At 71.4% G+C, this 25,002-nt stretch carries 17 protein-coding genes; 11 read left to right on the forward strand and 6 right to left on the reverse strand.

Annotated elements, in window-relative coordinates; genetic code table 11:
* Positions 1-3: 3 nt before the first annotated feature.
* The 5 genes from ABZZ74_RS19140 to ABZZ74_RS19160 all read left to right on the forward strand — a co-directional run bounded on the left by ABZZ74_RS19140 (position 4) and on the right by ABZZ74_RS19160 (position 9,124).
* The gene (locus ABZZ74_RS19140) at positions 4-1,356 is read left to right on the forward strand and encodes a sugar ABC transporter permease (protein ID WP_356766308.1); all 1,353 of its coding nucleotides are present in this window, start codon (positions 4-6) and stop codon (positions 1,354-1,356) included.
* Entirely contained in the window at positions 1,353-2,234 is an 882-nt protein-coding gene (locus ABZZ74_RS19145) for a carbohydrate ABC transporter permease (RefSeq protein ID WP_356766310.1), read from the forward strand. The genes ABZZ74_RS19140 and ABZZ74_RS19145 overlap by 4 nt, the downstream gene beginning before the upstream one ends.
* A gap of 134 nt (positions 2,235-2,368) precedes the next feature.
* Positions 2,369-4,552, forward strand: coding sequence for a bifunctional glycosyltransferase family 2 protein/CDP-glycerol:glycerophosphate glycerophosphotransferase (locus ABZZ74_RS19150; protein ID WP_356766312.1), 2,184 nt, complete (start codon positions 2,369-2,371; stop codon positions 4,550-4,552).
* A 133-nt stretch (positions 4,553-4,685) separates the two neighbouring features.
* Positions 4,686-6,887: a bifunctional glycosyltransferase family 2 protein/CDP-glycerol:glycerophosphate glycerophosphotransferase gene (locus tag ABZZ74_RS19155; RefSeq protein ID WP_356766314.1), complete on the forward strand. Its 2,202-nt coding sequence runs from the start codon at positions 4,686-4,688 to the stop codon at positions 6,885-6,887.
* A 5-nt stretch (positions 6,888-6,892) separates the two neighbouring features.
* Complete coding sequence (locus ABZZ74_RS19160) at positions 6,893-9,124, forward strand: bifunctional glycosyltransferase family 2 protein/CDP-glycerol:glycerophosphate glycerophosphotransferase (protein ID WP_356766316.1); 2,232 nt, start codon at positions 6,893-6,895, stop codon at positions 9,122-9,124.
* A 97-nt stretch (positions 9,125-9,221) separates the two neighbouring features.
* Here the strand turns inward: ABZZ74_RS19160 and ABZZ74_RS19165 are convergent, their stop codons facing one another.
* Positions 9,222-9,635, reverse strand: a complete 414-nt coding sequence (locus ABZZ74_RS19165) for an organic hydroperoxide resistance protein (RefSeq protein ID WP_133046253.1) — start codon at positions 9,633-9,635, stop codon at positions 9,222-9,224.
* Between the two features lie 125 nt (positions 9,636-9,760).
* Here ABZZ74_RS19165 and ABZZ74_RS19170 point away from each other — a divergent pair, with 125 nt between their 5' ends.
* Positions 9,761-10,234 carry a MarR family transcriptional regulator gene (locus ABZZ74_RS19170; protein ID WP_133046252.1) on the forward strand — a complete coding sequence of 158 codons (474 nt, stop codon included), beginning with the start codon at positions 9,761-9,763 and terminating at the stop codon, positions 10,232-10,234.
* On the opposite strand, the gene ABZZ74_RS19175 is transcribed toward ABZZ74_RS19170, so the two are convergent.
* Positions 10,182-12,029, reverse strand: coding sequence for a glycosyltransferase family 39 protein (locus ABZZ74_RS19175; protein WP_356766318.1), 1,848 nt, complete (start codon positions 12,027-12,029; stop codon positions 10,182-10,184). The genes ABZZ74_RS19170 and ABZZ74_RS19175 overlap by 53 nt on opposite strands.
* Positions 12,030-12,121: 92 nt before the next feature.
* Here ABZZ74_RS19175 and ABZZ74_RS19180 point away from each other — a divergent pair, with 92 nt between their 5' ends.
* Together ABZZ74_RS19180 and galE are read left to right on the forward strand one after the other, a co-directional pair.
* A complete protein-coding gene (locus ABZZ74_RS19180; RefSeq protein WP_356766320.1) occupies positions 12,122-13,390 on the forward strand; it encodes a glycosyltransferase family 87 protein in 1,269 nt (422 codons plus the stop codon).
* A gap of 74 nt (positions 13,391-13,464) precedes the next feature.
* On the forward strand, positions 13,465-14,445 hold the full coding sequence (galE, locus tag ABZZ74_RS19185) for a UDP-glucose 4-epimerase GalE (RefSeq protein WP_356766322.1): 981 nt from the start codon (positions 13,465-13,467) through the stop codon (positions 14,443-14,445).
* A gap of 37 nt (positions 14,446-14,482) precedes the next feature.
* Here galE and ABZZ74_RS19190 read toward each other — a convergent pair whose 3' ends face one another.
* The gene (locus ABZZ74_RS19190; RefSeq protein ID WP_356766324.1) at positions 14,483-15,127 is read right to left on the reverse strand and encodes a response regulator transcription factor; all 645 of its coding nucleotides are present in this window, start codon (positions 15,125-15,127) and stop codon (positions 14,483-14,485) included.
* A gap of 77 nt (positions 15,128-15,204) precedes the next feature.
* Positions 15,205-15,843, reverse strand: coding sequence for a TetR/AcrR family transcriptional regulator (locus ABZZ74_RS19195; protein ID WP_356766326.1), 639 nt, complete (start codon positions 15,841-15,843; stop codon positions 15,205-15,207).
* Between the two features lie 433 nt (positions 15,844-16,276).
* On the opposite strand from ABZZ74_RS19195, the gene ABZZ74_RS19200 reads away from it, so the two are divergent.
* A complete protein-coding gene (locus tag ABZZ74_RS19200) occupies positions 16,277-17,191 on the forward strand; it encodes an ABC transporter permease (protein ID WP_356766328.1) in 915 nt (304 codons plus the stop codon).
* Positions 17,184-17,990 (forward strand): ABC transporter ATP-binding protein, encoded by an 807-nt coding sequence (locus ABZZ74_RS19205; protein ID WP_208783537.1) that lies wholly within the window; start codon positions 17,184-17,186, stop codon positions 17,988-17,990. The genes ABZZ74_RS19200 and ABZZ74_RS19205 overlap by 8 nt, the downstream gene beginning before the upstream one ends.
* Before the next feature lie 69 nt (positions 17,991-18,059).
* On the opposite strand, the gene ABZZ74_RS19210 is transcribed toward ABZZ74_RS19205, so the two are convergent.
* Positions 18,060-23,015 carry an NAD-glutamate dehydrogenase gene (locus tag ABZZ74_RS19210; RefSeq protein WP_356766331.1) on the reverse strand — a complete coding sequence of 1,652 codons (4,956 nt, stop codon included), beginning with the start codon at positions 23,013-23,015 and terminating at the stop codon, positions 18,060-18,062.
* A 484-nt stretch (positions 23,016-23,499) separates the two neighbouring features.
* Between ABZZ74_RS19210 and ABZZ74_RS19215 the strand changes: the two genes are divergently transcribed.
* Positions 23,500-24,066 (forward strand): DJ-1/PfpI family protein, encoded by a 567-nt coding sequence (locus ABZZ74_RS19215; protein WP_208783541.1) that lies wholly within the window; start codon positions 23,500-23,502, stop codon positions 24,064-24,066.
* A gap of 9 nt (positions 24,067-24,075) precedes the next feature.
* On the opposite strand, the gene ABZZ74_RS19220 is transcribed toward ABZZ74_RS19215, so the two are convergent.
* On the reverse strand, positions 24,076-24,741 hold the full coding sequence (locus tag ABZZ74_RS19220) for an HAD family hydrolase (protein WP_356766333.1): 666 nt from the start codon (positions 24,739-24,741) through the stop codon (positions 24,076-24,078).
* Between the last annotated feature and the right edge of the window lie 261 nt (positions 24,742-25,002).

Raw genomic sequence — 25,002 nt, forward strand, 5'->3', positions numbered from 1 at the left:
GCCATGACGTCTGTGGCGAAAGCGACGGGGGGCGCCGGCGCACTGCCGACGCCCGCCGCCCAACCGCGCAAGAGCGTCACGGGGACACGGCTGTGGGTGGCGGTGCTGTTCCTGCTGCCCGCGTTCGTGCTGCTCGGTGCGCTCGTGGTCTACCCCATCGGGTATTCGGTCTGGCGCAGTCTCTACGACGCCGGCGGCTCGGGCTTCGTCGGGCTGAAGAACTACGGCGACATCTTCAGCGACAGCCGCACCCTGACCGCCGTACGCAACACGGCGATCTGGGTGGCGGTCGCTCCGGCCGTCGTCACCGCGCTCGGGCTGATCTTCGCGGTGATGACCGAACGGGTGCGCTGGGGAACGGCGTTCAAGCTGATCATCTTCATGCCGATGGCGATCTCGATGCTCGCGGCCGGGATCATCTTCCGTCTCGTCTACGAGCAGGACCCCAACCTGGGCGCGGCGAACGCGGTCGCGAAGTCGATCCACGACACGTTCGTGTCGTCGTCGGTCTATCCCGACGCCCGGCCGAACGCGACGGCGAGCGATCTGAAGCCGTCCGGCGGCGGCTCGTTCACCTCGACCGGGACGGTGCACGCGGGCACCCCGGTGATGCTGCCGCTGGTCGGCATCGCACCCAACCGGCTCCCCGGCAACCCGGAGAACGCCAAGGCGGCGAGCGGCAGCGGGATCACCGGCACCGTCTGGCTGGACTTCAAGCTGGGCGGCGGCGGCACGAAGGGCAAGGTCGACCCGGGTGAGAAGGCGCTGAAGGGCGTCAAGGTGGAGGCCGTGAAGGGCGGCAAGGTGGTCGCCTCCGCCAAGAGCGGCGCGGACGGCACCTTCACCCTGCCGGCGAAGGCCGAGGGGGCCCAAGTGCGGCTGCCCGCCTCGAACTTCTCCGCGCCCTACAGCGGCATCGACTGGCTCGGCCCGACGCTGGTGACGCCGGCGATCATCGGCGCGTACGTGTGGATGTGGGCGGGCTTCGCGATGGTGCTGATCGCGGCGGGCCTCGCCGGCGTCGACCGCAACCTGCTGGAGGCGGCCCGGGTCGACGGGGCCAACGAGTGGCAGGTGTTCCGGCGGGTGACGGTGCCGCTGCTCGCGCCGGTCCTGGTCGTCGTCCTCGTCACGCTGATGATCAACGTGATGAAGATCTTCGACCTGGTCTACATCATCGCCCCGCAGCCCAGTCAGGACGACGCCAACGTCCTTGCCCTGCAGCTGTTCCTGTCGTCGTTCGGCGGTGGCGGCAACGAGGGCGTCGGCAGCGCGATCGGCGTCATCCTGCTGCTGCTCGTGCTGCCCGTGATGTGGGTCAACATCCGGCGTCTGCGAAGGGAGAAGCAACGGTGACCGCCCTCGATTCGACCGTGCGCGCCAAGCGCTCCTTCGCCGCGCGGGTGGCGAGCGGCGCCGCGGGCGGGGTGCTGCGGGTCTTTTTGATCGTGGTCGCCGTGTTCTGGCTGGTGCCCACCTTCGGGCTGCTGGTGTCCTCGTTCCGCGACCCGACCGACATCGCCACCTCGGGCTGGTGGAAGGTGTTCACCGCGCCCAGCCAGCTGACCGCCAAGAGCTACCAGTCGCTGCTGGAGAAGGACGCGATCACGCACGCGCTGTTCAACACCGTGTGGATCACCGTCCCGGCGACGCTGCTGGTCGTGCTGCTGGGCGCGATGGCCGGATACGCGTTCGCCTGGATGGACTTCAAGGGCCGCGACTGGTGGTTCCTGGTCGTGGTCGCGCTGCTCGTGGTGCCCGTCCAGGTGGCGCTGATCCCGCTCGCCGACCTCTTCGGCAAGATCGGGATCTTCGGCGACATCATCGGCGTGGTCCTCTTCCACGTCGGCTTCGGACTGCCGTTCGCCATCTTCCTGTTGCGCAACTTCTTCGCGGAGATCCCCCGTGAACTCCTGGAAGCGGCACGGCTGGACGGCGCCGGCGAGACCCGGCTGTTCCTCACCGTCGTCCTCCCGCTGGGCGCCCCGGCGATCGCCTCGCTGGGCATCTTCCAGTTCCTGTGGGTGTGGAACGACATGCTGGTCGCGCTGGTCTTCTCCAGCTCGGAGTCGCAGCCGCTGACCGTCGCGCTCCAGCAGCAGGTACGGCAGTTCGGCAACAACATCGACGTGCTGGCACCCGGCGCGTTCATCTCGATGGTGATCCCGCTGGTGGTGTTCTTCGCGTTCCAGCGGCAGTTCGTCTCCGGGGTCATGGCGGGCGCCGTCAAGTAGCCCCCGAGGCAACCGAAACGGGGGACACCGTTCACCTGGTGTCCCCCGTATGCCGTAGGAAACCGTAACCAAATCACTCCATCGGCCGTTTCCGGGCAAGGTCCTACCGCCCGCTGCGACCCATGGATGTCCCCTTGCCCAGGTTCAGTGTCATCGTCCCCGCGTACAAGGTTCAGGCGTATCTGCACGCATGCCTGGAGTCGGTGCTGTCGCAGTCGTGTGCGGATCTGGAGCTGATCGCCGTCGACGACTGCTCGCCGGACGGATCGGGCGCGATCATCGACGAGTTCGCGGCGCGCGACCCGCGGGTGCGGCCCGTGCACCTGGCGGAGAACCAGGGACTCGGCCGCGCCCGCAACGCCGGTCTGGCGCAGGCCTGCGGCGACTACCTGGTCTTCCTCGACGGCGACGACACCCTCACCCCGCACGCCCTGCGGATGATCGCCGACCGGCTGAAGGAGACGGGCGAGCCGGACGTCCTGGTGTACGACTACGCGCGCACGTTCTGCACCGGCGAGACGGTCCGCAACCAGGCCGCGGCGCAGCTCACCGAGGAGGGCCCGGCGCCCTTCCGGCTGGAGGACCGCCCCGGCCTGCTGAACGTGCTGATGGTGGCCTGGAACAAGGCGTACCGGCGGGAGTTCGTCGAGCGCGAGGCCCTCGCCTTCCCGCCGGGCTACTACGAGGACACCCCGTGGACGTTCCCGGCCCTGATGGCGGCGGGCTCGCTGGCGACCCTGGACCGGGTGTGCGTGCACTACCGCCAGCGCCGGCAGGGCAGCATTCTCGGCACCACGAGCCGCAGCCACTTCGACGTCTTCGAGCAGTACGACCGGGTCTTCGCGTACGTCGACGGGCGCCCCGAACTCGACCGCTGGCGACCGGTGTTGTTCCGCCGCATGGTCGACCACCTGGCCGTCGTCTTCACCCGCCCGGGCCGGCTGCCGCGCGGGGCCCGCGCCGAGTTCCTGCGCAGGGCCCGCGCCCACTACCGCCGTCACCGCGTCCCCGGCGCCCGTCTCACCCCGCGCCACACCCTGATCCGCTGGGGTCTGCACCGCACGTACCGCACCCTGCGGGCGGCCTCCGCGCTGCACCGCACCGCGCTCAAGCGCACCACGCGCCTGCTCAGGTCCCTGCGGACGACGGCCCTGCGCGTCCACTACCGCGTCCAGCGGTGTCTGCCGGTGCGCGCCGACCGCGCCGTGTTCACCGCGTCCGACGGCCGTGGCGGCACCCCGGGCGCCCTGGAGGAGGCGTTCCGTGCCGTCGTCCCGCACATCCGCACCACCTGGCTCGACGCCCCGGACACGGCCGCCCACTGGACGGCCCTGGCCCGCTCCAAGTACCTCGTCGCCGACACCGCCCTCGACCCCCGCCTGGTCAAGCGCCCCGGCCAGATCCTGGTCCGGGCCCACCAGGGCACCCCGCTCGGCCACATGGGCCTCGACCTCCAGGAACGCCCGGCCGCAGCGCGGGACATGGACTTCGGGCGGCTCCTCGACGACGTCGACACCTGGGACCACGTGCTGTCCGCCAACCGCCACTCCACCCTCACCTGGGAACGCGTCTTCCCGGGCGCCTACACCACCCTGGAACTCGGCTCGCCGCGCAACGATGTGTTCCAGAAGGCGACTTCGGCGGACGTGACCCGGCTGCGCGAGTCCCTGGGCATCCCCGCGGACTCGGTCGCGCTGCTGTACGCCCCCGCCCCCCGCGACTACCGCCGCACCCAGCGCTCCCCCCTCGACCTGGACCGCGTCCTGCGCCGCCTGGGCCCCCGCCACGTCGTCCTGGCCCGCACCCCCGGACCCGTCCCGCCGAACGACCGGATCATCGACGTCACCGGCCATCCGAGCGTCGAGTCCCTCTGCCTCGCCTCGGACGCCCTGGTCACCGACTACGCGCCCCTGATGTTCGACTACGCCAACCTCGACCGCCCGATCGTGCTCCACCTCGACGACTGGGAGGCGTACGAGGCGGCCCGCGGCACCTATGTCGACCTGCGCGCCTTCCCGCCGGGCGCGGTCGCCCGCAGCGAGGACGAGCTGATCGACATCTTCGTCACCGGCCACTGGCGCGGCTCCCGCTCCGCCCAGCTGCGCTCCGCCTTCCGCGAACGTTTCTGCCCGTACGACGACGGACGCGCCGCCGAGCGGGTCGTACGCCAGGTCGTCCTGGGCGAGCGGGGACTGCCGCCGGTGATCCCCCTCCACCAGCGCCACCCGGTGCCCTCGGCGGCAGCGGGCCCGGCGCGCTCCCCGCAGGCCACCGTGCCGCAGCCCGCCGGTTCCCTGACCGCCACCGACAGCCTCTGAACACCGTTCTCGCACCGGGGAGTTCCATGCCCTCCAGCCCGTCACGGCCCACCCCGAGCCGGCCGTCCACCTGGCGCCCGGCGGGACGCCCCGGACGCTGACGCACCCCACGACCATCGAGAGAAAGAGCAGAATGCCCCGCTTCAGCATCATCGTCCCCTCCCATGGCGTGGCAGGCCGCCTGTCCCAGGCGCTGGACTCGGTCCTCGCGCAGTCCCATGGCGACTTCGAGCTGATCCCGGTCTGCGACGGTCCCGACGCGCCCGCGGAGCAGCTCGTCGCCGGGTACGCCGAGCGGGACTCCCGGGTGACCCCGGTGCACTCGCCGCCGGCGGATGGTCTGGCCGGGGCGCGCAACACCGGGATGCGGGCGGCGACCGGCGCGTATCTGCTGTTCCTCGACGGCGACGACACCCTCGTCCCGGGCGCGCTGGCGGCGCTGGACGCACGGCTGACGGAGACCGGCGACGTGGACGTCCTGTACGCCGAGCACGAGCGGGTGCCGTGGTGGGAGGGCGAGCCGACCAACCCGGCCGCGCTGCTGCTGCCGCCGAAGACCCCGGCGGGCGCCTTCTCCCCCGACCAGGTCCCCCAGCTGACCGGCGTCCAGCTCCCGGCGTGGACCGCGGCCTACCGCAGGTCCTTCCTCACCGAGCACCGACTCGTCTTCCCCGACAGCCACTACACCGACGTCGGCTTCGGCGCCCTGGTGGCGCTGCGGGCCGAGAAGGCGGCGGTGCTGCGCGAGGTCGTCGTACGGCATCTGGTGCGCCGGCAGGGCAGCCGGCTGAGCCTGCCGGGCCCGCACCACGCGCAACTCCTCGACCAGGTCGAGCTGGTACTCACGCGCGCGACCGAACTGGGGCTGCACGAGGAGCGGTTGGTGCCGTTGTTCGACCACCTCTTCGCCACCGTCCTGAAGACGGCCGCCCATCCGCGCCGGCTCACCTCCGGCCGCCGCGCCTTCTTCCGCCGCGCGGGCAGGCTCTACCGCCGCCACCGCCCGGCCGGCTTCCGTCCCCCGGGCGGGAGTCTCGGCGTCCAGCACCGGCTGCTGGCGAGCGGGGCGTACACCGCCTTCTGCGCCCTGCGCGGCGTCAACCGGTCGGCCACGCGTGCCGCGGAGGCCCTGCCCCGCCCCCGCGGCCTGCGCACCCGGCTCCGCTACGCCCGCGCCCTGCGCCGCCCCCTCGATCCCGGCCTCGCGGTGTACTGCGCCTACTGGGGCCGCGGCTACGCCTGCAACCCGGCCGCGATCCACGCCAAGGCCCGCGAACTCGCCCCGCACATCCGGGCGGTGTTCCTCGTCGAGCCGGACCAGGCGCACACCGTGCCGCAGGACGTCGAGTACGCGGTCATCGGCAGCGCGCGGTACTGGGACGTCCTCGCCCGCGCCAAGTACCTGGTCAACAACGCCAACTTCGCGGACGCCGTCGTCAAACGCCCCGGCAGTGTGCACCTGTCGACCCAGCACGGCACCCCGCTGAAGAAGATGGGCGTCGACCAGGCGACGTACCCCGTGGTGGCCGCCGCCACCGGCAGCTTCACCAAGCTGCTGGAACGGGTGGACCGCTGGGACTACAACCTCACCTCCAACCGCCACTCCACCCAGATGTGGGAGCGGGCCTTCCCGGCCGCGCACGAGACGCTGGAGTACGGCTATCCGCGCAACGACGTCTACTACACGGCCACCGCGGACGACGTGGCCCGCGTCCGGCGGGAGCTGGGGGTCCCCGACGGCAGCACGGCGGTCCTGTACGCGCCCACGCACCGGGACCACCACACCGGTTTCGAGACCGGCCTGGATCTGGAGGCCTTCTGCGAGCAGGCCGGTGAGGACGTCGTCGTCCTGCTGCGCGCCCACTACTTCTACGACCGGGGCCAGGCCCACAGCACCGGCCGGATCATCGACGTGACCGCGCACCGCTCCTCCGAGGACGTGTGCCTGGCCGCGGACGCGCTGATCACCGACTACTCCTCGATCATGTTCGACTACGCCAACCTGGACCGCCCGATCGTCGTGTACGCGGACGACTGGGACGTCTACCGGGAGACCCGGGGCGTCTACTTCGACCTGATGGAGCACCCGCCGGGCCCGGTGGCCCGTACCCCGGAGGAGCTGGCGGCCGTCTTCCGCGACGGCTCCTGGGCGGGGGCGGAGTCCGCCGCCGCGCGGGCCGCCTTCCGGGAGCGGTTCTGCCAGTTCGACGACGGGCGGGCCGCCGAGCGGGTGGTGCGCCGGGTGCTGCTGGGCGAGCCGCCGGAGGCGATCCCGCCCGTGATCCCGCTCGCCGAACGGACCCCGGCCCCGGCCCCCGCCCTCGTGAGGAGCTGACACCCGTGCCCCGCTTCAGCATCATCGTCCCCGTCTTCAAGGTGCAGGGCTACCTGCGTGAGTGCATCGACTCGGTGCTCGGACAGTCGTGCCCCGACCTCGAGGTGATCGCCGTCGACGACCGCTCGCCCGACGGCTGCGGCGCGATCCTCGACGAGTACGCGGCCCGCGACGAGCGGGTACGGGTCCTGCACCTGCCCGAGAACGTCGGCCTGGGCCGGGCCCGCAACGCCGGCCTCGCGCAGGCCCGCGGGGACTACGTCCTCTTCCTCGACAGTGACGACTTCTACACCCCGGGCCTGCTGGCCGCCGTCGCCGACCGGCTCAGGAGCGCCGAGGACCCGGACATCCTGGTCTTCGACCACGTCCGCACGCACTGGTGGGGGCGGGGCGGCCCCAGCGACTCCTCCGGTCTGCTGGCCCGCGCCGGCCAGGACGTCTTCGACCTGCGCACCAGCCCGGAGTACGTCCATCTGTTCCTGGTCGCCTGGAACAAGGCGTACCGGCGGGACTTCTTCCAGGGGCACGGCCTCCAGTACGCGCCGGGTCTGTACGAGGACGCGCCGGTCACCTACCGCTCGATGGTGCTGGCCGAGCGCATCGCGTGCCTGAACCGGATCGGTGTCGAGTACCGGCAGCGGCGGCAGGGGGCGATCACCAGGACGCCGGGGCGCCGGCACTTCGACATCTTCCCGCAGTACGAGGGCCTGTTCGCGTTCCTTCAGGAGCGCGAGGACCTCGCCTGGGCCCGGCCCCTGCTCTTCGAACGGGCCCTGGACCACATGCTGTTCGTGATCGCCCGCGAGGATCGGGTCACCCCCGCCGACCGCGCCGCCTTCCACCGCGAGATGCGCGCCTTCCACCGCCGCCACCGCCCCGAGGGCTTCGTCCCGCCGGCCGGTCCGCGCGGCACGGAGATGCGCCTGCTGGCGAGGACGCCGTACGCCTCGTACGCGGCCCTGAGCGGTGTGCGGGGTGTGCGCAGGATCGCCGGGGCGGGCAAACGGCGTGCCGCGCAGCGGCTGTCGGCCGCCGCCCAACGCGCCTGGTACACCGCCGGGTCGAGGCTTCCGCTCGATCCGCGTCTCGTCGTGTACTCCTCCTCCCATCACGCGGGCGTGAACGGTGATCCGGCCGCGATCCACGCCAAGGCCCGGGAGATCGCACCGGAGCTGCGCGGGGTGTGGGTGGTGCGCGAGGACGCGCTGGACACGGTGCCCGACGGAGTGGAGTACGTGGTGCCGGGCTCGCGGCGCTATCACTCGGTGATGGCGCGGGCGACGTACTGGGTGAACAACGTCAACTGGCCCGGCGCGCTGGTCAAACGGCCCGGCCAGGTCCACATCCAGACCCACCAGGGCACCCCGCTCAAGTTCATGGGCGCCGACCTGCTGGACAAGCCCGGCGCCCGGCACGGCTTCAGCGTGCCGAGGATGCTGCACCGCGCCGACCGCTGGGACCTCAGCCTGGTCGCCAACCGGCACTCCGAGTTGGTGTGGGAGCGGGCGTACCCCTGCCACTTCACCTCGGCCCGGACGGGCAGCCCGCGCAACGACGTGCTGGTCACCGGTGACGCGGCGCGGGCCGCGGCCGTCCGCGCACGGCTCGGCATCCCCGCCGACCACACCGTCGTGCTCTACGCCCCCACCCGCCGCGACTACTGCCGGGGCGGCCACGTCGACCGCGTCGACCTGGCCCGTTTCGCCGCGGACCTCGGCGCGGGCCACACCCTCGTCGTCCGTCTGCACCCGACCCTGGCGACCGGCACGGCACGCGGGCTCGGTCTGGCCGATCTGCACGGGCGGGGCGTGCTCGTCGACGCGACGGACGAACCGCACGTCGAGGATCTGATGCTGGCCTCGGACGCGCTGGTCACCGACTACTCGGCCCTGATGTTCGACTACGCCAACCTGGACCGGCCGATCGTGGTCCACGCCGACGACTGGGGCGCGTACGCGGCGAGCCGGGGCGCCTACTTCGACATCACCCCCGAGTCGCCGGGCCATGTCTCCCGTTCCTACCGGGAGTTGGCGTGGCTGTTCGCGTCCGGCGCCTGGAAGGACGAGGAGTCGGCGGCACTGCGGGCCGGGTTCCGGGAGCGGTTTTGCGAGTACGACGACGGGCGGGCCGCCGAGCGGGTCGTACGGACGCTGATCCTCGGCGAGCGGATGTCCGCGCCGGGCGCGTCCCCCGCCATCCCCGCACCCGCCGCCGGCCGGGCTCCCTCGCTGAGGTGACGGCCCCGGAGCCGCCCGGGCATGCGACAGCGCGGACGCCGGTGCAGGGGCGTCCGCGCTGTCTGCCGGGGGGTGGCGTCTGCTGCGCCTACGGCGCTTACTCGATGACGAGGTCGACCTCGATGTTGCCCCGGGTGGCGTTGGAGTAGGGGCAGACCTGGTGGGCGGTCTCGACGAGCTTGCGGCCGGTCTCCTGGTCCACGGTGTCCGGCAGCTCCACGCGCAGCGTCACCTTCAGGCCGAAGCCCTCGCCCTGCTTGCCTATGCCGACCTCGGCGGTGACGGCGGCGTCGCTGACGTCCACCTTGGCCTGGCGGCCGACGAGACCGAGGGCGCTGCCGAAGCAGGCGGCGTAACCGGCGGCGAACAGCTGCTCGGGGTTGGTGCCCTCACCGTTGCCGCCCAGCTCCACCGGCGGCGCCAGCTTCACGTCGATCTTGCCGTCGTTCGTGAAGGCCCGGCCGTCGCGGCCGTGGGTGGCGGTGGCGACTGCGGTGTAGAGCGCGTCCATGGGAAACCATCCCTCTCAAGTCGTTCGTGGTCCGGCGGCTCTTCCGCGGCCGCCGCACGACGACAAGTAGAGCACACAATTCAATTGTGCACAACTGAATGACGGGCAAGAGCTATCCTGGAGGCATGAGTACGACGCCCACCACCGACTGGCTCCGCCTGGACCAGCAGATCTGCTTCTCCCTGAACGCCGCGTCGCGCGCCTTCGGCGGCGTCTACCGCGTGGTCCTCAAGGACCTCGGGCTCACCTATCCGCAGTACCTGGTGATGCTCGTGCTGTGGGAGCACGGTGACCTGCCGGTCAAGAAGCTCGGCGAACACTTGCGCCTCGACTCCGGCACGCTCTCCCCGCTGCTGAAGCGGCTGGAGGCGGCGGGTCTCGTCCGCCGTGAACGCAGCGCCCGCGACGAACGCTCGGTGGAGGTACGGCTCACCGAGGAGGGCACGGCGATGCGCGAGCGTGCCCTTCAGGTGCCGCGCCGGATCGCCACCGCGACGGGCTTCGACGTCGACGAGATCCGCGCGCTGCGGGCCCGTCTGGACGACCTCACGACCGCGCTGGACGCGGCCGTGGCGGAGGAGATGGGAGGAGGCCGGTAGGAGCCGCGAGCCCGTTCATCGGCGCGAGCCGGGTCGCCCGCGTCCGGCGGAGGTACAGCCGGAGGGTCACTCGGCCGCTGCGGTACTGCCACCGGGGCATGAACTGCCCCTCCAGAGCGGCGAGTTTGGCCCGCTCGACCGGACTGCGCGGAGGGGGCCGCCGCGCCCCCAGCACCCGCCCGTCCCCGACGACCCACACCCGGTCGACCCCGGCCAGCCGCGCCGACAGCTCGCGCACCCCGACCTCCTCGCCGCTCAACGTCCCCGACCGCGCTCCCGACTCCTTCAACGCGATGTCCCGGGCCTTGCCGAACCCGCCCGGATAGGCCGACTCCGCGATCCGCCAGAACGCCGGCACGAACAGCACGGGGTCGCCGGGCCGGATGTCACGGGCGGCGAGCCCGGTGACGGCGGCGAGGTTCTCGGGCCGGTGCGCGGGGGAACGGTCGTGGCGGTAGAGGGGGAGGTCGTGGACGGCGACGAGCCCGACGGCGAGGACGCCGGCGAGGGTGAGGAGGGGGCGGCGGGACAGGGGGCGGCGAAGGACGGGTCGGGGGTGGGGGTGGGGATGGTCCGGCTGCGGGTCACGGTGGTCGGCGAGCAGAACCCCCGCCGGTGAGCTGATCCTGGACTGTCCGTCATCAGCGGGCACTGCTCGGGGCCCGCGCACGCCCCCAGCGAACGAGACGTGACGACCGAGCAGTCGACGCAAGCCGTCACGGTCGTTCCGCTCGGCGGAAGCGGTCTCCTCGCCCAAGTGCCCCCGTGCATGGGGAAGGTTGGGCACGCCTCGCCCCGGCCCCATTCCGGCAAGGGCGCCGGCCAGCCACTCACCCCCCGCCGCCACCAGCAACGGCGCCCCCGCGAACGCGTACAGCACATACCGTTCGTGATACAGCGGCTGCACCTGAGAGGCCGTCATCAGCAGGGTCGGCGGGAGTACCAGCAGCGGAACCGCCACCCGCGCGACCCGGCGCACCCGTACCGCCCCGGCCACCGCGAGCAGCACGCACATCCGGAACACCATCCCCGTGGGACCGGCCGCGACCGCTCTCACGAGGGCCTCGGCCTTCTCCCAGTCCGGCGCCACGAGCCACCCCACCTGCCCGGCCTGCCCGTGGGACAGCCACACCAGCGGCGCCAGAACGACCGTCACCACCCCCACCGCGCGCCCCCACCCCGTCCACACCCGCCCCGGCGCCCGCGCCAGCAGCAACGTCACGGCGTGCGCGCAGACGACCAGCACCGCCAGTTCGTGCAGCACACAGGTGACGGCGAGGACTCCGCCGTAGCCGGCCCAGACCCGCCCCGCCCGCCCCGACCGGCCGAGTCCCGTCACCAGCAGCAGCGTCGCCCCGATGACACCGGCCGAGACGATCGCGTACGACCGCCCTTCCTGCGCGTAGTGGCCGATCAGCGGGGTGACGGCGTAGAGCAGGCCGGACCACAGGCCCACGCGCGGACCGGCCAGCCGCATGCCCAGCGCACCCACCAGCCCCGCGCTCACCGCCGCCCCGCACACCGACGGCAGCCGCAGCGCGACCTCGTCGGGCCGGACGGCGAGGACGACGTGCAGGACGAGGTAGTAGAGCCCGTGCACCGCGTCCACCGAATGGAGCATCCGCCAGATCTGCGGCACCGTACGCCGGCCGACCAGGAAGGTGGCCGCCTCGTCGCCCCACATGCCGCCCCGGTCGAGCCGCCACAGCCCGATCCCGAGCATCACGGCCACGGGCACCGCCACGGCCAGGACCTCGGGACGTGCCAGTCGGCGCGCCGTGTTCTTACCGTCCACTCGCCTGATGTTGGGCTGTTGGCGAGCTCTTACCGACGATTGACGGTGTATTAGCACGTCCACTCCATTCGCCCGGCTTACGATCCGCCGTGATGAACGCGGAGCCGACCTCAAAGACACGACGTCCTCTTCTCGCCCTCGCGGGCGGCTGGCTCGCCACCCGCGCCGCGATGCTGTGGCTGCTCGCGCTGGGCGGCCTGCCGCTGCTCGGGCACGGCTCGGTCGCCCGGGAGGTGTGGCGGCTGTACCACCACTGGTACGGCGTCCTGGCGCACGGCAGCTTCCCCGTGCACGACCCGCTCTGGCAGTACCCGCCGGGTGCCGGCGCGGTCCTGCTCTCGCCCGCGCTGCTGCCGGGCCTGACGTACTTCGAGGCGTTCGTCGCGCTCACCCTCGTCTGCGACGCGGCGATCACCGTGGCGCTGGCCGTCGCGGGCGCGCGCGGCCACCGCAGCCTCCTCGGCGCGGCGGTGTGGGTGGCCGGCCTGCCCCTCCTGCTGCAGACGCCGCTCGCGCGCTACGACGTCCAGGTGACCGCCCTCGCGGTGGTCTCCCTGCTGGCGTTGCCGCGCTCCACGCGCGCGTGCGGGGCGTTCGCGGCGCTGGGCGCCCTGGTGAAGGTGTGGCCGGCGCTGGTGCTGCTGGGCACGCCGAGGGGCCGTATGACGCGCTCGGCGTGGGCGTGGGCCCTCGCCACCGGGACCGTCGCCCTGGGCGTGCTGGCGGCCCTGTTCGCCAACCCCTTCGGCTTCCTGCGCGAGCAGGGCGGCCGGGGTGTGCAGATCGAGTCGCTGGGCGGCACGGTGCTCTCCTTCGCCGTGCACGCCGGCTGGCCGGGGAAGGTGCGCTACCAGTACGGCGCGATGGAGTTCACCGGCCCCTACGTCCGCACGGTCGCCCACATCTCCCTGGCGCTCACCGCGGTGGCCTTCGCGCTGCTGCTGCTGTGGCGGCTGCGGGCCCGGCGCTGGACCCCGGCCACGCCCTACGACGCGGCGCTGAGCGCGGTGCTGCTGTTCACCGTCACCAGCCGGGTGATCAGCCCGCAGTACATGATCTGGCTGGTGGGTCTGGCCGCCGTCTGCCTGACCTCACGGCACACCGTGCAGCGGCCGGTCGCCGCGCTGATCCTGGCGGCGACCGCGGTCAGCGCCGTCGAGTTCCCGGTCCTGTACAACCAGGTCATGGCCTGCACCTGGACGGGCTGCGCCCTGATGCTCGTACGCAACGGCCTGCTCGCGGCGGCCGCCGTGCTGTCCTTCGTCCGGCTGTGGCGCTCCACCGCGCCCGCGCCGCCCCTCCCTGGCGCGCCCCGCCGCTCCCCCGACGCCCGCGGAGCCACCCAGGCCGTCCCGGCGTGACCCGTGGCCTGCTTCACTGATACCGGACGCGCACCAGCACGCACGCCTCGACCGAAAGAGGGGACGGCCCGCACATGACCTGGCTGATCACCGGCGGCGCCGGTTACATCGGGGCGCACGTCGTGCGCGCGATGACCGGGGCGGGCGAGCGGACGGTCGTGTACGACGACCTGTCGACGGGCCTCGGGGAACGGGTGCCGGACGGGGTGCCGCTGGTGGTGGGGTCGACGCTGGACGGCGAGCGGGTCGCGCGCGCCCTCGCGGACCACCGAATCACCGGGGTGGTCCATCTGGCGGCGAAGAAGCAGGTGGGCGAGTCGGTGGAACTGCCCCTGCACTACTACCGGGAGAACGTCGAGGGCCTGCGCGTCCTCCTGGAGGCCGTCACGGCCGCCGGTGTCCCCTCTTTCGTGTTCTCCTCTTCAGCCGCGGTGTACGGAATGCCGGACGTGGAGCTGGTGACGGAGGAGACGCCGTGCGTGCCGATGTCGCCGTACGGCGAGACGAAGCTGGCGGGCGAGTGGCTGGTCCGGGCCACGGGCCGCGCGACGGGCCTGTCCACCGCGTCCCTGCGCTACTTCAACGTGGCGGGCGCGGCCACCCCGGAACTCGCCGACACCGGCGTCTTCAACCTCATCCCCATGGTCTTCGAGAAGCTGACCGAGAACGCGCCGCCGCGCATCTTCGGCGACGACTACCCGACCCCCGACGGCACCTGCGTACGCGACTACATCCACGTGGTGGACCTGGCCGAGGCTCATGTGGCGGCGGCCCGCGCCCTGCAGGCCTCCCCCGGACGCGACCTCACCCTCAACATCGGCCGCGGCGAGGGCGTCTCCGTCCGCGAGATGATCGACCGCATCAACGCCGTCACCGGCCACGACCGCCCCCCGACGGTCACCCAGCGCCGCCCCGGCGACCCGCCCCGCGTCGTCGCCTCCGCCGACCGAGCCACCACAGAACTCGCCTGGAAGGCCAAACACGACGTCCAGGCCATGATCACGTCGGCGTGGCAGGGCTGGATACGACTGCATCCGGAGGCGACGCGCCACTGACCCCGGCCGGGCTGAGGAGGGGTGGCATCGGCTCGGGTTACCGGTGGTTCAGGTACGCCAGCACCGCCAGTACCCGGCGGTGGCCGCTGTCGCTCGGGGGCATGCCCAGTTTCAGGAAGACGTTGCCGATGTGTTTGTGGACGGCGCGTTCCGTGACGACCAGGGTCTTGGCGATGGTGGCGTTGTCGTGGCCCTCGGCCATCAGGGCCAGGACCTCGCGTTCGCGCGGGGTGAGGGAGTCGAGGGGGGAGTCCTTGCGACGGGTGAGGAGTTCGGTGACGACCTCGGGGTCGAGGGCCGTACCCCCGGCCGCGACCCGCTCCAGCGCGTCGAGGAACTCGTCCACCCGGCCGACCCGGTCCTTGAGCAGATAACCGAGCCCGCTCGCCCCGCTGGTGAGCAGTTCCGCGGCGTACGACTCCTCGACGTACTGGGAGAGCACCAGGACGGGAAGTCCGGGAAGCTCGGCCCGTGCCTCCAGCGCGGCGCGCAGCCCCTCGTCCCGGAAGGCGGGCGGCATACGGACGTCCAGTACGGCCGCGTCGGGCCGGTGCTCCAGCAGCGCGGGCAGGATCTCCGGGCCGGTGGTGGCGACCGCCACGACCTCGTGCCCCGCGGAGGTCAGCAACAGGACGAGCCCCTCCCGCAGCAGGGCGTTGTCCTCGGCGATCACGACTCTCACGGCAGTTCCGCCTCAACTCCGGTCACCGCGCGCGGCGACGGCTTCCGGCCACCGGCGACCGGGCCATCGCAGCTTACTCACAGCGCCTTGATCGCCTCGGCGGTGGCCCGGGCGAGCGCCCCGAGGTAGCCCCTGGGCAGCTTCGGGCTGCGGATCACCACCGAACGCCAGTACAGCGGTCCGGAGATCAGGTCGAGCGCCAGCTCGTCGTCGAAGCCGGCGCGGATCTCGCCGCGTTGCTCCGCCGCCACGAGGATCTTGCTGGCCACGCTCTCCTGCCCGTCCCGCAGCGCCTTCTGCACGGCCTCGGCCATGTCGGGGTTGCGCGCCGCCTCCGCCTGCAGGTCGGGCAGGATCTGCGAGGCCACGGGGTGCCGCAGGGCGCGCGAGGTCACCTCGTACAGCATCCGCAGATCGCCCTCCAGGGAGCCCGTGTCCGGGGCCGGCAGGCCCTGCACCGCGAGCGCGGAGACGATGTCGAGCACCAGGTGCAGCTTGGAGCGCCAGCGGCGGTAGACCGCGGTCTTGCCGACGCCCGCCCGGCGCGCGATCCCCTCGATGGACATCCGCGCGTAGCCGACGGACGCGAGCTCCTCGAAGACGGCCGCCCGGATGGCGTCCGTGACGTCCTCACGGAGTACGGCCGCCCCCGCCGGGGTCCGGCGGCGCGGACGCGTCTGGGGCTCCTCGGCGTTCGTCGTCATGCGGACCAGCATAGGGCGTTGCGACGATACGGTCCCGTCCCCACGCAGAACGTCACTACGACACGGTCCCGGCCTCACGCACGACGTCACGACGGAACGGTCCCGTCCCACCGGACCATGCCCGCGTCCCACCGGTCCATGCCCGCGTCCCACCGGTCCATGCCTGCGGCCCGCCCGGGGCCCGCCCGCGCGAGATGCGTCACAACGAAACGGTAACGGCCCCACGGGGGTCGTCACGACGATACGGTTGCGTCCCGACGGAGTCCGTGACGACGAAACGGTTGCGTTCCGACGCCGAAACGGCCTACGCTCACGTTGCGACGATACGGTCCCGTTCCGACGTAAGAAAACGTGAAGAGACGCGTAAGGAAACGCCGGGCAACGTGACCGGCCGGCCGACGGGCCGGACGCCGCACCCCCCTCCCCCCGAGTGAAAGCAGCGGATGTGAGCCAGGTCCTCGACACACCGCCCCCGACGCCGGTCCCGGCCGACGACGACCTCGCGGCCCTCGCCGCCCGCCACGGCCTCTCGGTCAGCGGCGCCCGTCCCTCCCTGCCGGAGTACGTCCGGCAGCTGTGGGCCCGACGCCACTTCATCACCGCCTTCGCCACCGCCAAGCTCACCGCCCAGTACAGCCAGGCGAAGCTCGGCCAGATCTGGCAGGTGATGACCCCGCTGCTGAACGCGGCGGTGTACTACTTCATCTTCGGCGTGCTCCTCGGCACCAAGCGCCATGTGCCGGACTACATCCCGTTCCTCGTCACCGGCGTCTTCATCTGGACGTTCACACAGAGCTCGATCATGGCCGGCACCCGTGCCATCTCCGGCAACCTCGGCCTGGTGCGGGCGCTGCACTTCCCGCGGGCCGCGCTGCCCATCTCCTTCGCGCTGCAGCAGCTGCAGCAGCTGCTGTTCTCGATGGCCGCCCTGGTCGTCATCCTGCTCTGCTTCGGCGTCCCGATCGCCTTCTCCTGGCTGCTCGCGGTCCCGGCCCTGGTGCTGCAGTTCACCTTCAACACCGGCGTCGCGCTGATCATGGCGCGGATGGGCGCCAAGACCCCCGACATCGCCCAGCTGATGCCGTTCGTCCTGCGCACCTGGATGTACGTCTCCGGCGTGATGTGGAGCATCGACCGGCTGACCAAGGGCGACCACCTGCCCCGCTGGGTGACGCTGGCCCTGGAGACCAACCCGGCGGCCGTCTACATCGACCTCATGCGCTTCGCGCTGATCGACAGTTTCCACGCCGGCCAGCTGCCCCCGCACGTGTGGGCCGCGGCCACCGGCTGGGCCCTGATCGCGGGCGTGGGCGGCTTCGTTTACTTCTGGAAGGCTGAGGAGATGTACGGCCGTGGCTGAGTACACCGACGAGCGCGTCCCCACCGTCGTCTGCGACGGCGTCGACATCATCTACCGGGTCAACGGCACCGGGGCCGGCAAGGGCTCCGCGACCGCCGCCCTCAACCGCATGCTGCGCCGCCAGCAGACCGAGAAGGCGGCCGGCGTGCGCACGGTGCACGCCGTGAAGAACGTGTCCTTCGTCGCGTACAAGGGCGAGGCCGTCGGCCTGATCGGCACCAACGGCTCCGGAAAGTCGACCCTGCTGAAGGCGGTCGCGGGCCTGCTGCCCGTCGAGAACGGCCACATCTACACCAACGGCCAGCCCTCCCTGCTCGGCGTCAACGCCGCCCTGATGGGCGACCTGACCGGCGAGAAGAACGTCTACCTCGGCGGCCTCGCGATGGGCATGTCCCGCGAGGAGGTCAAGGAGCGCTACCAGGACATCGTCGACTTCTCCGGCATCAACGAGAAGGGCGACTTCATCACCCTGCCGATGCGCACCTACTCCTCCGGCATGGGCGCCCGCCTGCGCTTCTCCATCGCGGCCGCCAAGGACCACGACGTCCTCCTCATCGACGAGGCGCTGGCCACAGGCGACCGCTCCTTCCAGAAGCGCTCCGAGGAACGCATCCGCGAACTGCGCCAGCAGGCGGGCACGGTGTTCCTGGTCAGCCACAACAACAAGTCGATCCGCGACACCTGCGAGCGCGTGCTGTGGCTGGAGCGCGGCGAGCTGCGCATGGACGGGCCGACGGAAGAGGTCATGCAGGCCTACGAGGAGTTCACCGGCGGCGCGGACAAGCCGAAGGCCGCCTGAAACACCACCACGAGAGGCGGGGTGCCCCGAGCCGGTCGGCTCCGGGGCACCCCGCTCTCGTACCGCCTGCTACGTGTGCGTGCGCAGCAGGGTGCGCATCGTGCGCATCGCCACCGACAGGTTGGCGAGGTCGAACGTCTCCGAGCTCTGGATCTCCTCCAGGGTCGTGCGCGCCCGGCCCAGGATCGCCGTGTTCTTCTCCTGCCAGGTCTTGAAGCGCTGCTCGGGCGTCGAGCTGCCGTTGCCCACCGCCAACACGTCCGCGGTCAGTGCCGCATGGGCCGCGTAGAGGTCCTCGCGGATGGAGGCGCGGGCCATGGACTGCCAGCGGTCGGCGCGGGGCAGTTCGATGATGCGGTCCATGAGCTGGGTGATGTGCAGCCGGTCGGCGAGGTCGTAGTAGACCTCGGCGACGTCCAGCGGCTTCTTGCCCATGCGGTCGGCGACCGAGACGATGTCGAGCGCCGGGAAGGCGGAGGAGAACCCGGCCACGCGCGTGGCCAGTTCGTCCGGGACGCCGGCGCCGGTCAGCTCGTCGTAGATCTGCTGCCACCACTCGAGATCCGCGCCGCGCAGCAGCTTCGGCAGCTGCTGCCAGACCTGCTCGACGCGCTCGGAGAAGAAGTCGACGGTCTCGGCGATCTGCACCGGCTGCGGCCGGTTGTTGAGCAGCCAGCGCGTGCCGCGCTCCACCAGGCGCCGCGAGTGCAGCCGGATCCGGGTCTGTACGGCGGCCTCGACCTGGTTGTCGAGGGCCTCCACGGCGTCCCACATGGGCGCCGAGCGGAAGATCGCGCGGGCCACGGTCTGCGCCCGGACGATCTCCTCCAGCGACGCCCCGGTCTCCTCGCGCAGACGGTGCAGATACGTCGTACCGCCCGTGTTGACCGTGTCGTTGACCAGGACGGTCGTGACGATCTCGCGGCGCAGCGGGTGGTTGTCCATGTACTGCGGGAACTGCGCGCGCAGCGCCGTCGGGAAGTAGGCGTGCAGCAGACCGCGCAGGTAGGTGTCGTCGGGGAGCGTGGTGTGCAGCAGCTCGTCGGCGACCGTGATCTTCGTGTACGCCAGCAGGACGGCCGTCTCCGGACCGGTCAGGCCCTGGCCCTGGCCCAGCCGCTCGCGGATCTGGCGGTCGGTGGGCAGGAACTCCAGCGCCCGGTCGAGGTGGCCCTCGCGCACCAGGTGCCGCATGAACCGCTGCTGGGCGTGGAGCATGTCCTTGGACTGGGCGAGCGCGTTGGCGATCGCCGTGTTCTGCGCGTAGTTGTTGCGCAGGACCAGCATGCCGACCTCGTCGGTCATCTCCGCGAGGAGCTTGTTGCGCTGCTTGACGGTCATGTCGCCGTCCGCGACCAGGCCGTTGAGCAGGATCTTGATGTTCACCTCGTGGTCGGAGGTGTCCACGCCCGCGCTGTTGTCGATGGCATCGGTGTTGATCTTGCCGCCGTGCAGCGCGAACTCGATCCGGCCGAGCTGGGTCAGGCCCAGGTTGCCGCCCTCGCCGACGACCTTGACGCGCAGGTCGGCGCCGTCGACGCGGATCGGGTCGTTGGCCTTGTCGCCGACGTCGGCGTGCGACTCGGTGCTGGCCTTCACATAGGTGCCGATGCCGCCGTTCCACAGCAGGTCCACCGGCGCCTGCAGGATCGCCTTCATCAGGTCGGCCGGCGTCATCTTGGCGATCTTTTCCTCGATGCCGAGGGCGTCGCGGATGTGCGCGTTGAGCGGGATCGCCTTGGCGGTACGGGGGAACACGCCGCCGCCCGCCGAGATGAGCTCGGTGTTGTAGTCGGCCCAGCTGGAGCGGGGCAGCTCGAAGATGCGGCGGCGCTCGGCGTAGGAGGTGGCCGCGTCAGGGGTGGGGTCGATGAAGATGTGCCGGTGATCGAAGGCTGCGACGAGGCGGATGTGCTCGCTCAGCAGCATGCCGTTGCCGAACACGTCACCGGACATGTCGCCGATGCCGACGACCGTGAAGTCCTCGCTCTGGGTGTCCACGCCCAGCTCGCGGAAGTGCCGCTTGACGGACTCCCAGGCGCCGCGCGCGGTGATGCCCATGCCCTTGTGGTCGTAGCCGGCGCTGCCGCCGGAGGCGAAGGCGTCACCGAGCCAGAAGTTGTACGACTCGGCGACCTCGTTGGCGATGTCCGAGAAGGTCGCGGTGCCCTTGTCGGCGGCGACGACCAGGTAGGTGTCGTCCTCGTCGTGCCGGACGACGTCCTGCGGGGGCACGACCTCGCCCGCGACCATGTTGTCGGTGATGTCGAGCAGCGCCGAGATGAACGTCTTGTAGCTGGCGATGCCCTCGGCCAGCCACGCGTCCCGGTCCGCCGCCGGGTCGGGGAGCTGCTTGGCGACGAAGCCGCCCTTGGCGCCGACCGGCACGATGACGGTGTTCTTCACCATCTGCGCCTTGACCAGGCCGAGGATCTCGGTACGGAAGTCCTCACGCCGGTCGGACCAGCGCAGACCACCGCGGGCGACCTTGCCGAAGCGCAGGTGCACGCCCTCCACGCGCGGGGAGTACACCCAGATCTCGAACGCCGGGCGCGGCGCGGGCAGATCGGGGATCGCCTGCGGGTCGAACTTCATGGAGACGTAGTCGTGCGGCCTGCCGCCCGCGGCCTCCTGGAAGAAGTTCGTGCGCAGGGTCGCCTTGATGACGGTCAGGAACGACCGGAGGATGCGGTCCTCGTCAAGGCTCGCCACCTGGTCGAGGGCCGCGTCGACCTCCTCGAGGAGGGCGTCGACGATCTCGCGTCCCGCGCGCTGGCGGTCCGGCGACATCCGCGCCTCGAACAGGGAGATCAGCAGCCGGGTGGTGTGGACGTTGTTGCGGAGGGTGTCCTCCATGTAGTCCTGCGAGAAGGTGGAGCCCGCCTGCCGCAGGTACTTGGCGTACGCGCGCAGCACCATCGCCTGGCGCCAGGTCAGCCCGGCGCTGAGCACGAGGGCGTTGAAGCCGTCGTTCTCCGCCTTGCCGGTCCAGGTGGCGGCGAAGGCCTCCTGGAACCGTTCGCGTCCGTCGTCGCCGTAGTCGCCGCCGCTCTTCGAGGTGGGCATGCGCAGCCCGAAGTCGTAGATCCAGGCGACGGAACGGTCCGCGCACTTCAGCTCGTACGGCCGCTCGTCCGTGACCTCGACGCCGAGCCGGCTGAGGACCGGCAGGACCGCGGAGAGGGAGACGGCGTCGCCCTTGCGGTAGATCTTGAAGCGGCGCTCCTCGGGGGAGGCGCCCACCGGCTCGTAGAGGCTGAGGGAGAAGTCCTTGCCGTCCTGCTGCTGGGCCTCGCTGAGCTGTTCCAGGTGGACGAGGTCGGCGACCGCGGCACGCGGCGTGTGGTCGGCCTTGTAGCCCTCGGTGAAGGCGTTGTTGTAGCGGCGCAGCAGCTCGGCCGCCCGCTCCTCGCCGAGCTCGGCGGTCAGCGCCTCGGCGAAGGCGTCGGCCCAGGAGCGGGCGGCCTCCACCAGACGCGCCTCGATGCGCTCCTTGTCGGCGTCGGACAGCTCGGGCAGCACGGTGCCCTGCGGGACGCGGACCACGAAGTGCAGCCGGGACAGGATCGACTCGGTGTTCCAGGCCGTGAAGTCGACGCTGATACCGCCCAGTTCCTCCTTGAGGATGTCGATGATCTTCAGGCGGACGCCCGTCGTGTAGCGGTCGCGGGGCAGGTAGACGAGGGCGGAGTAGTAGCGGCCGTACTCGTCCTGGCGCAGGTAGAGCCGAAGACGCCGGCGCTCCTGCAGGTACAGCACGGAGGTGGCGATGGACTCCAGTTCGTCGGCCGGGGTCTGGAAGAGCTCGTCGCGCGGGTACGTCTCCAGGATCTGCAGCAGGTCGCGCCCGTCGTGGCTGTTGGGCGAGAACCCGGCGCGCTCCAGGACCTCGTCCACCTTGCGGCGGATAACCGGAACCCGGCGCACCGATTCGGTGTACGCGGCGGAGGAGAACAGTCCGAGGAAGCGGCGCTCCCCGATCACGTTGCCGTCCGCGTCGAACTTCTTGACGCCGATGTAGTCCAGGTACGACGGCCGGTGCACGGTGGCGCGGCTGTTGGCCTTGGTCAGCACCAGCAGGTTGTGCTCGCGCGCCTTGGCGCGGGCGTCGGCGGGCAGCCGCTCGAAGGACGGGGAGACCGGGTGGCCCTCCTCGCCGGCGTGGTGCGGGTCGGAGCGCAGGATGCCGAGGCCGGTGCCGGGGACGGCGGCCAGGGTGTCGTCGTCGCGCAGCTGGTACTCGCGGTAGCCGAGGAAGGTGAAGTGGTCGGCGGCCAGCCAGCGCAGCAGCTCGCGGGCCTCCTCGATCTCCAGGTCGCGCAGATCGGGGGCGACCGGCTCCTTGGGCAGCTCGTCGGCCATGCGCAGCGCCGCGTCGCGCATCTTGTCCCAGTCCTCGACGGCCTCGCGGACGTCGGACAGCACCCGCAGCAGGTCGACGGTGATCTGCTTCAGGTCGCCGCGGTCGGTCTCGCGGTCGATCTCGACGTGGATCCAGGACTCGAGGTGCGCGTCGTGCGGCAGGTCCCCGCCCGTGTGCGTGGGCAGCACCTCGATGAGCTTGCCGGTGACGTCGCGGCGGACCACGATCTGCGGGTGGATCACGACGTGGATGCCGCGTCCCTGCCGGGTGAGTTCGTTGGTCACGGAGTCGACGAGGAAGGGCATGTCGTCGGTGACGACCTCGACCACGGAGTGGCTGCACGTCCAGCCGTTCTCCTCCACGGTCGGGGTGTGCACCCGCACGCTGGCCGTGCCCTGGGGGCGGTTCTCGGCCAGTCGGTAGTGCGAGAGCGCGGCTCCGAAGACGTCGACCGGGTCCCGGCCGGTGAGGTCCTCCGGGGCGGTGTGCAGGTAGTAGCGCTGGAGGAACGCGAGCACGGACTCCTGGTCCGGGGTCTCCGGGGTGTCGGGTGCGCCCTCGTCCGCCGTCCCGGTCGGTAGGCCCCCGACCGGGCTGTTCTCAGCTACCCGAGCGGCCCTCTCCAGCAGCTCGGCCTTGGCTTCGTCCAGCTTGGTCTGCATTGTCCTCTGGCTCCTGTCGCGCGCCGTTGCGTGACGTAGAAGGAAGTACGGTCTCTTCCCCTGCGGCTCGACGCCACGGCCCGGGTTCTCCGGTCTGCTCCGACGCTATGCCGCAGGGTGAGATGAGCGGGGGGTTATCAGCCATTCTCGACGCGCCCACGGGATGTGACATCGCTCTCCGCGACGCCGGTTTCCGGGGTGTGTACGGCGTCCTGGGGGCCCGTGCGGCCCCGTCCCGCCCGCGAGGACCAGCGACCGCCGCCCGGTCACGGAGATGTTCCGTGCTCGCCGGGCGCAGGGCAGGGGCAGCAGTGCCCCCGCGAGCTATCGCGCTGATCACGCCACCAAGGCTATCGCTCCTTACAGGGCCCCCGTCATGAGCCGTATGTGTACAAAACCAGAGGTGGAAGTTTGACATTCTGCACAGCGACCAAACACCGCGCGCCCCCTTGGCAAGCGCGCCCGACGGAGGCACGTTGCCGACATGACAGCAAAAATCCTCATCGTCACCGGCGACGCGGCGGAGTCCCTGGAGGTCCTCTACCCCTACCAGCGCCTGCGCGAGGAGGGCTACGAGGTCCATGTAGCCGCTCCTTCCCGCAAGACACTGCGCTTCGTCGTCCACGACTTCGAACCCGGCTTCGACACCTACACCGAGAAGCCCGGCTACACCTGGCCCGCCGACCTCGCCTTCGCCGACGTCGAACCCGGCCAGTACGCGGCCCTCGTCATCCCCGGCGGCCGGGCCCCCGAGTACCTGCGCAACGACCCCGAGCTGCGCAAGATCCTCAAGTCCTTCTTCGACGCCGACAAACCGGTCGCCCAGATCTGCCACGGCCCCCTCCTCACCGCCGCGATCGACAGCCTGCGCGGCCGCCGGGTCACGGCGTATCCCGCGCTGGAGCCCGACATGCAGTCCGCCGGAGCGACCTTCCAGGACACCGAGGCGGTCGTCGACGGCACCCTGGTCTCGTCCCGGGCGTGGCCGGACCATCCGGCGTGGATGCGGGAGTTCCTGACGGTGCTGCGGGCCAAGGCGCCGGTGACGTAGCCGCGGTTCTCACGCGGCGAGGCGCTCGGCCTCCACGACCGCCTCCGCCAGCGTGTCCACCACCGGCACGCCGGCCTCCTCCAGGCTGGCCCGGCTGTGCGAACCCCCGGTGTACAGCACGGCCCGGGCTCCCACGTGCCGCGCGGCCACCGCGTCGTCGGCGGCGTCCCCGATGACCACCGTCCGGGCCGGATCCACCGTGGCGAGCGAGGCGAGGTGGCGCACCATGTGCTCCGCCTTGCTGCCGCCGGAGGGTCCGGTGCGGCCGTCGACGCGTATGAAGTGCGCCTCGATCCCGAACCCCCGCACCAGCGGCACGAGATCCTCGTGCCCGTACATGCTCAGGATCGACTGACTGCGTCCCGCCGACCGCCATCCGGCGAGCAGCTCCGTCGCCCCCTCGGTCAGCGCGCACCGGCCGCGGTGCTCGCTGTAGTACCGGTGGAAGGTCACGTCCATGAGCTCCCACTCGGCGTCCGTCGGCAGCCGGCCGAGCAGCCGCTCGTAGAACTTCGGCACCGGAACGCAGTACAGCGTCCGGTACTGCTCGATCGTGATCGGCGCCAGCCCCAGCTCGGCGAACGCCGCGTTCGTCGCCCCGATGATCGCGTCGTTGTCGTGGAACAGCGTCCCGTTCCAGTCCCACACGATGTGCGCCCCTGCGTTCTTCCCCATGCCCAAAACGTACCCGCCGCCACTGACAATCAAGAGAACTGCGGGTCGATCGGGGTGTGCTGGCGGCGGTCGACAGGGGCGTGCCGACGGCGGCCGATCGAGGGTTGCCGACCACGGCCGACCGGGATGCACCGACAGGCCGAACGAGGCACGCGGACCACAGCCCACCGGGATGCACCGACAGGCCGAACGAGGCACGCGGACCACAGCCCACCGGGATGCACCGACAGGCCGAACGAGGCACGCGGACCACAGCCCACC

The sequence above is a fragment of the Streptomyces sp. NPDC006476 genome (genome assembly GCF_040612015.1).
GTDB classification, from domain to species: Bacteria; Actinomycetota; Actinomycetes; order Streptomycetales; family Streptomycetaceae; genus Streptomyces; species Streptomyces griseorubiginosus_B.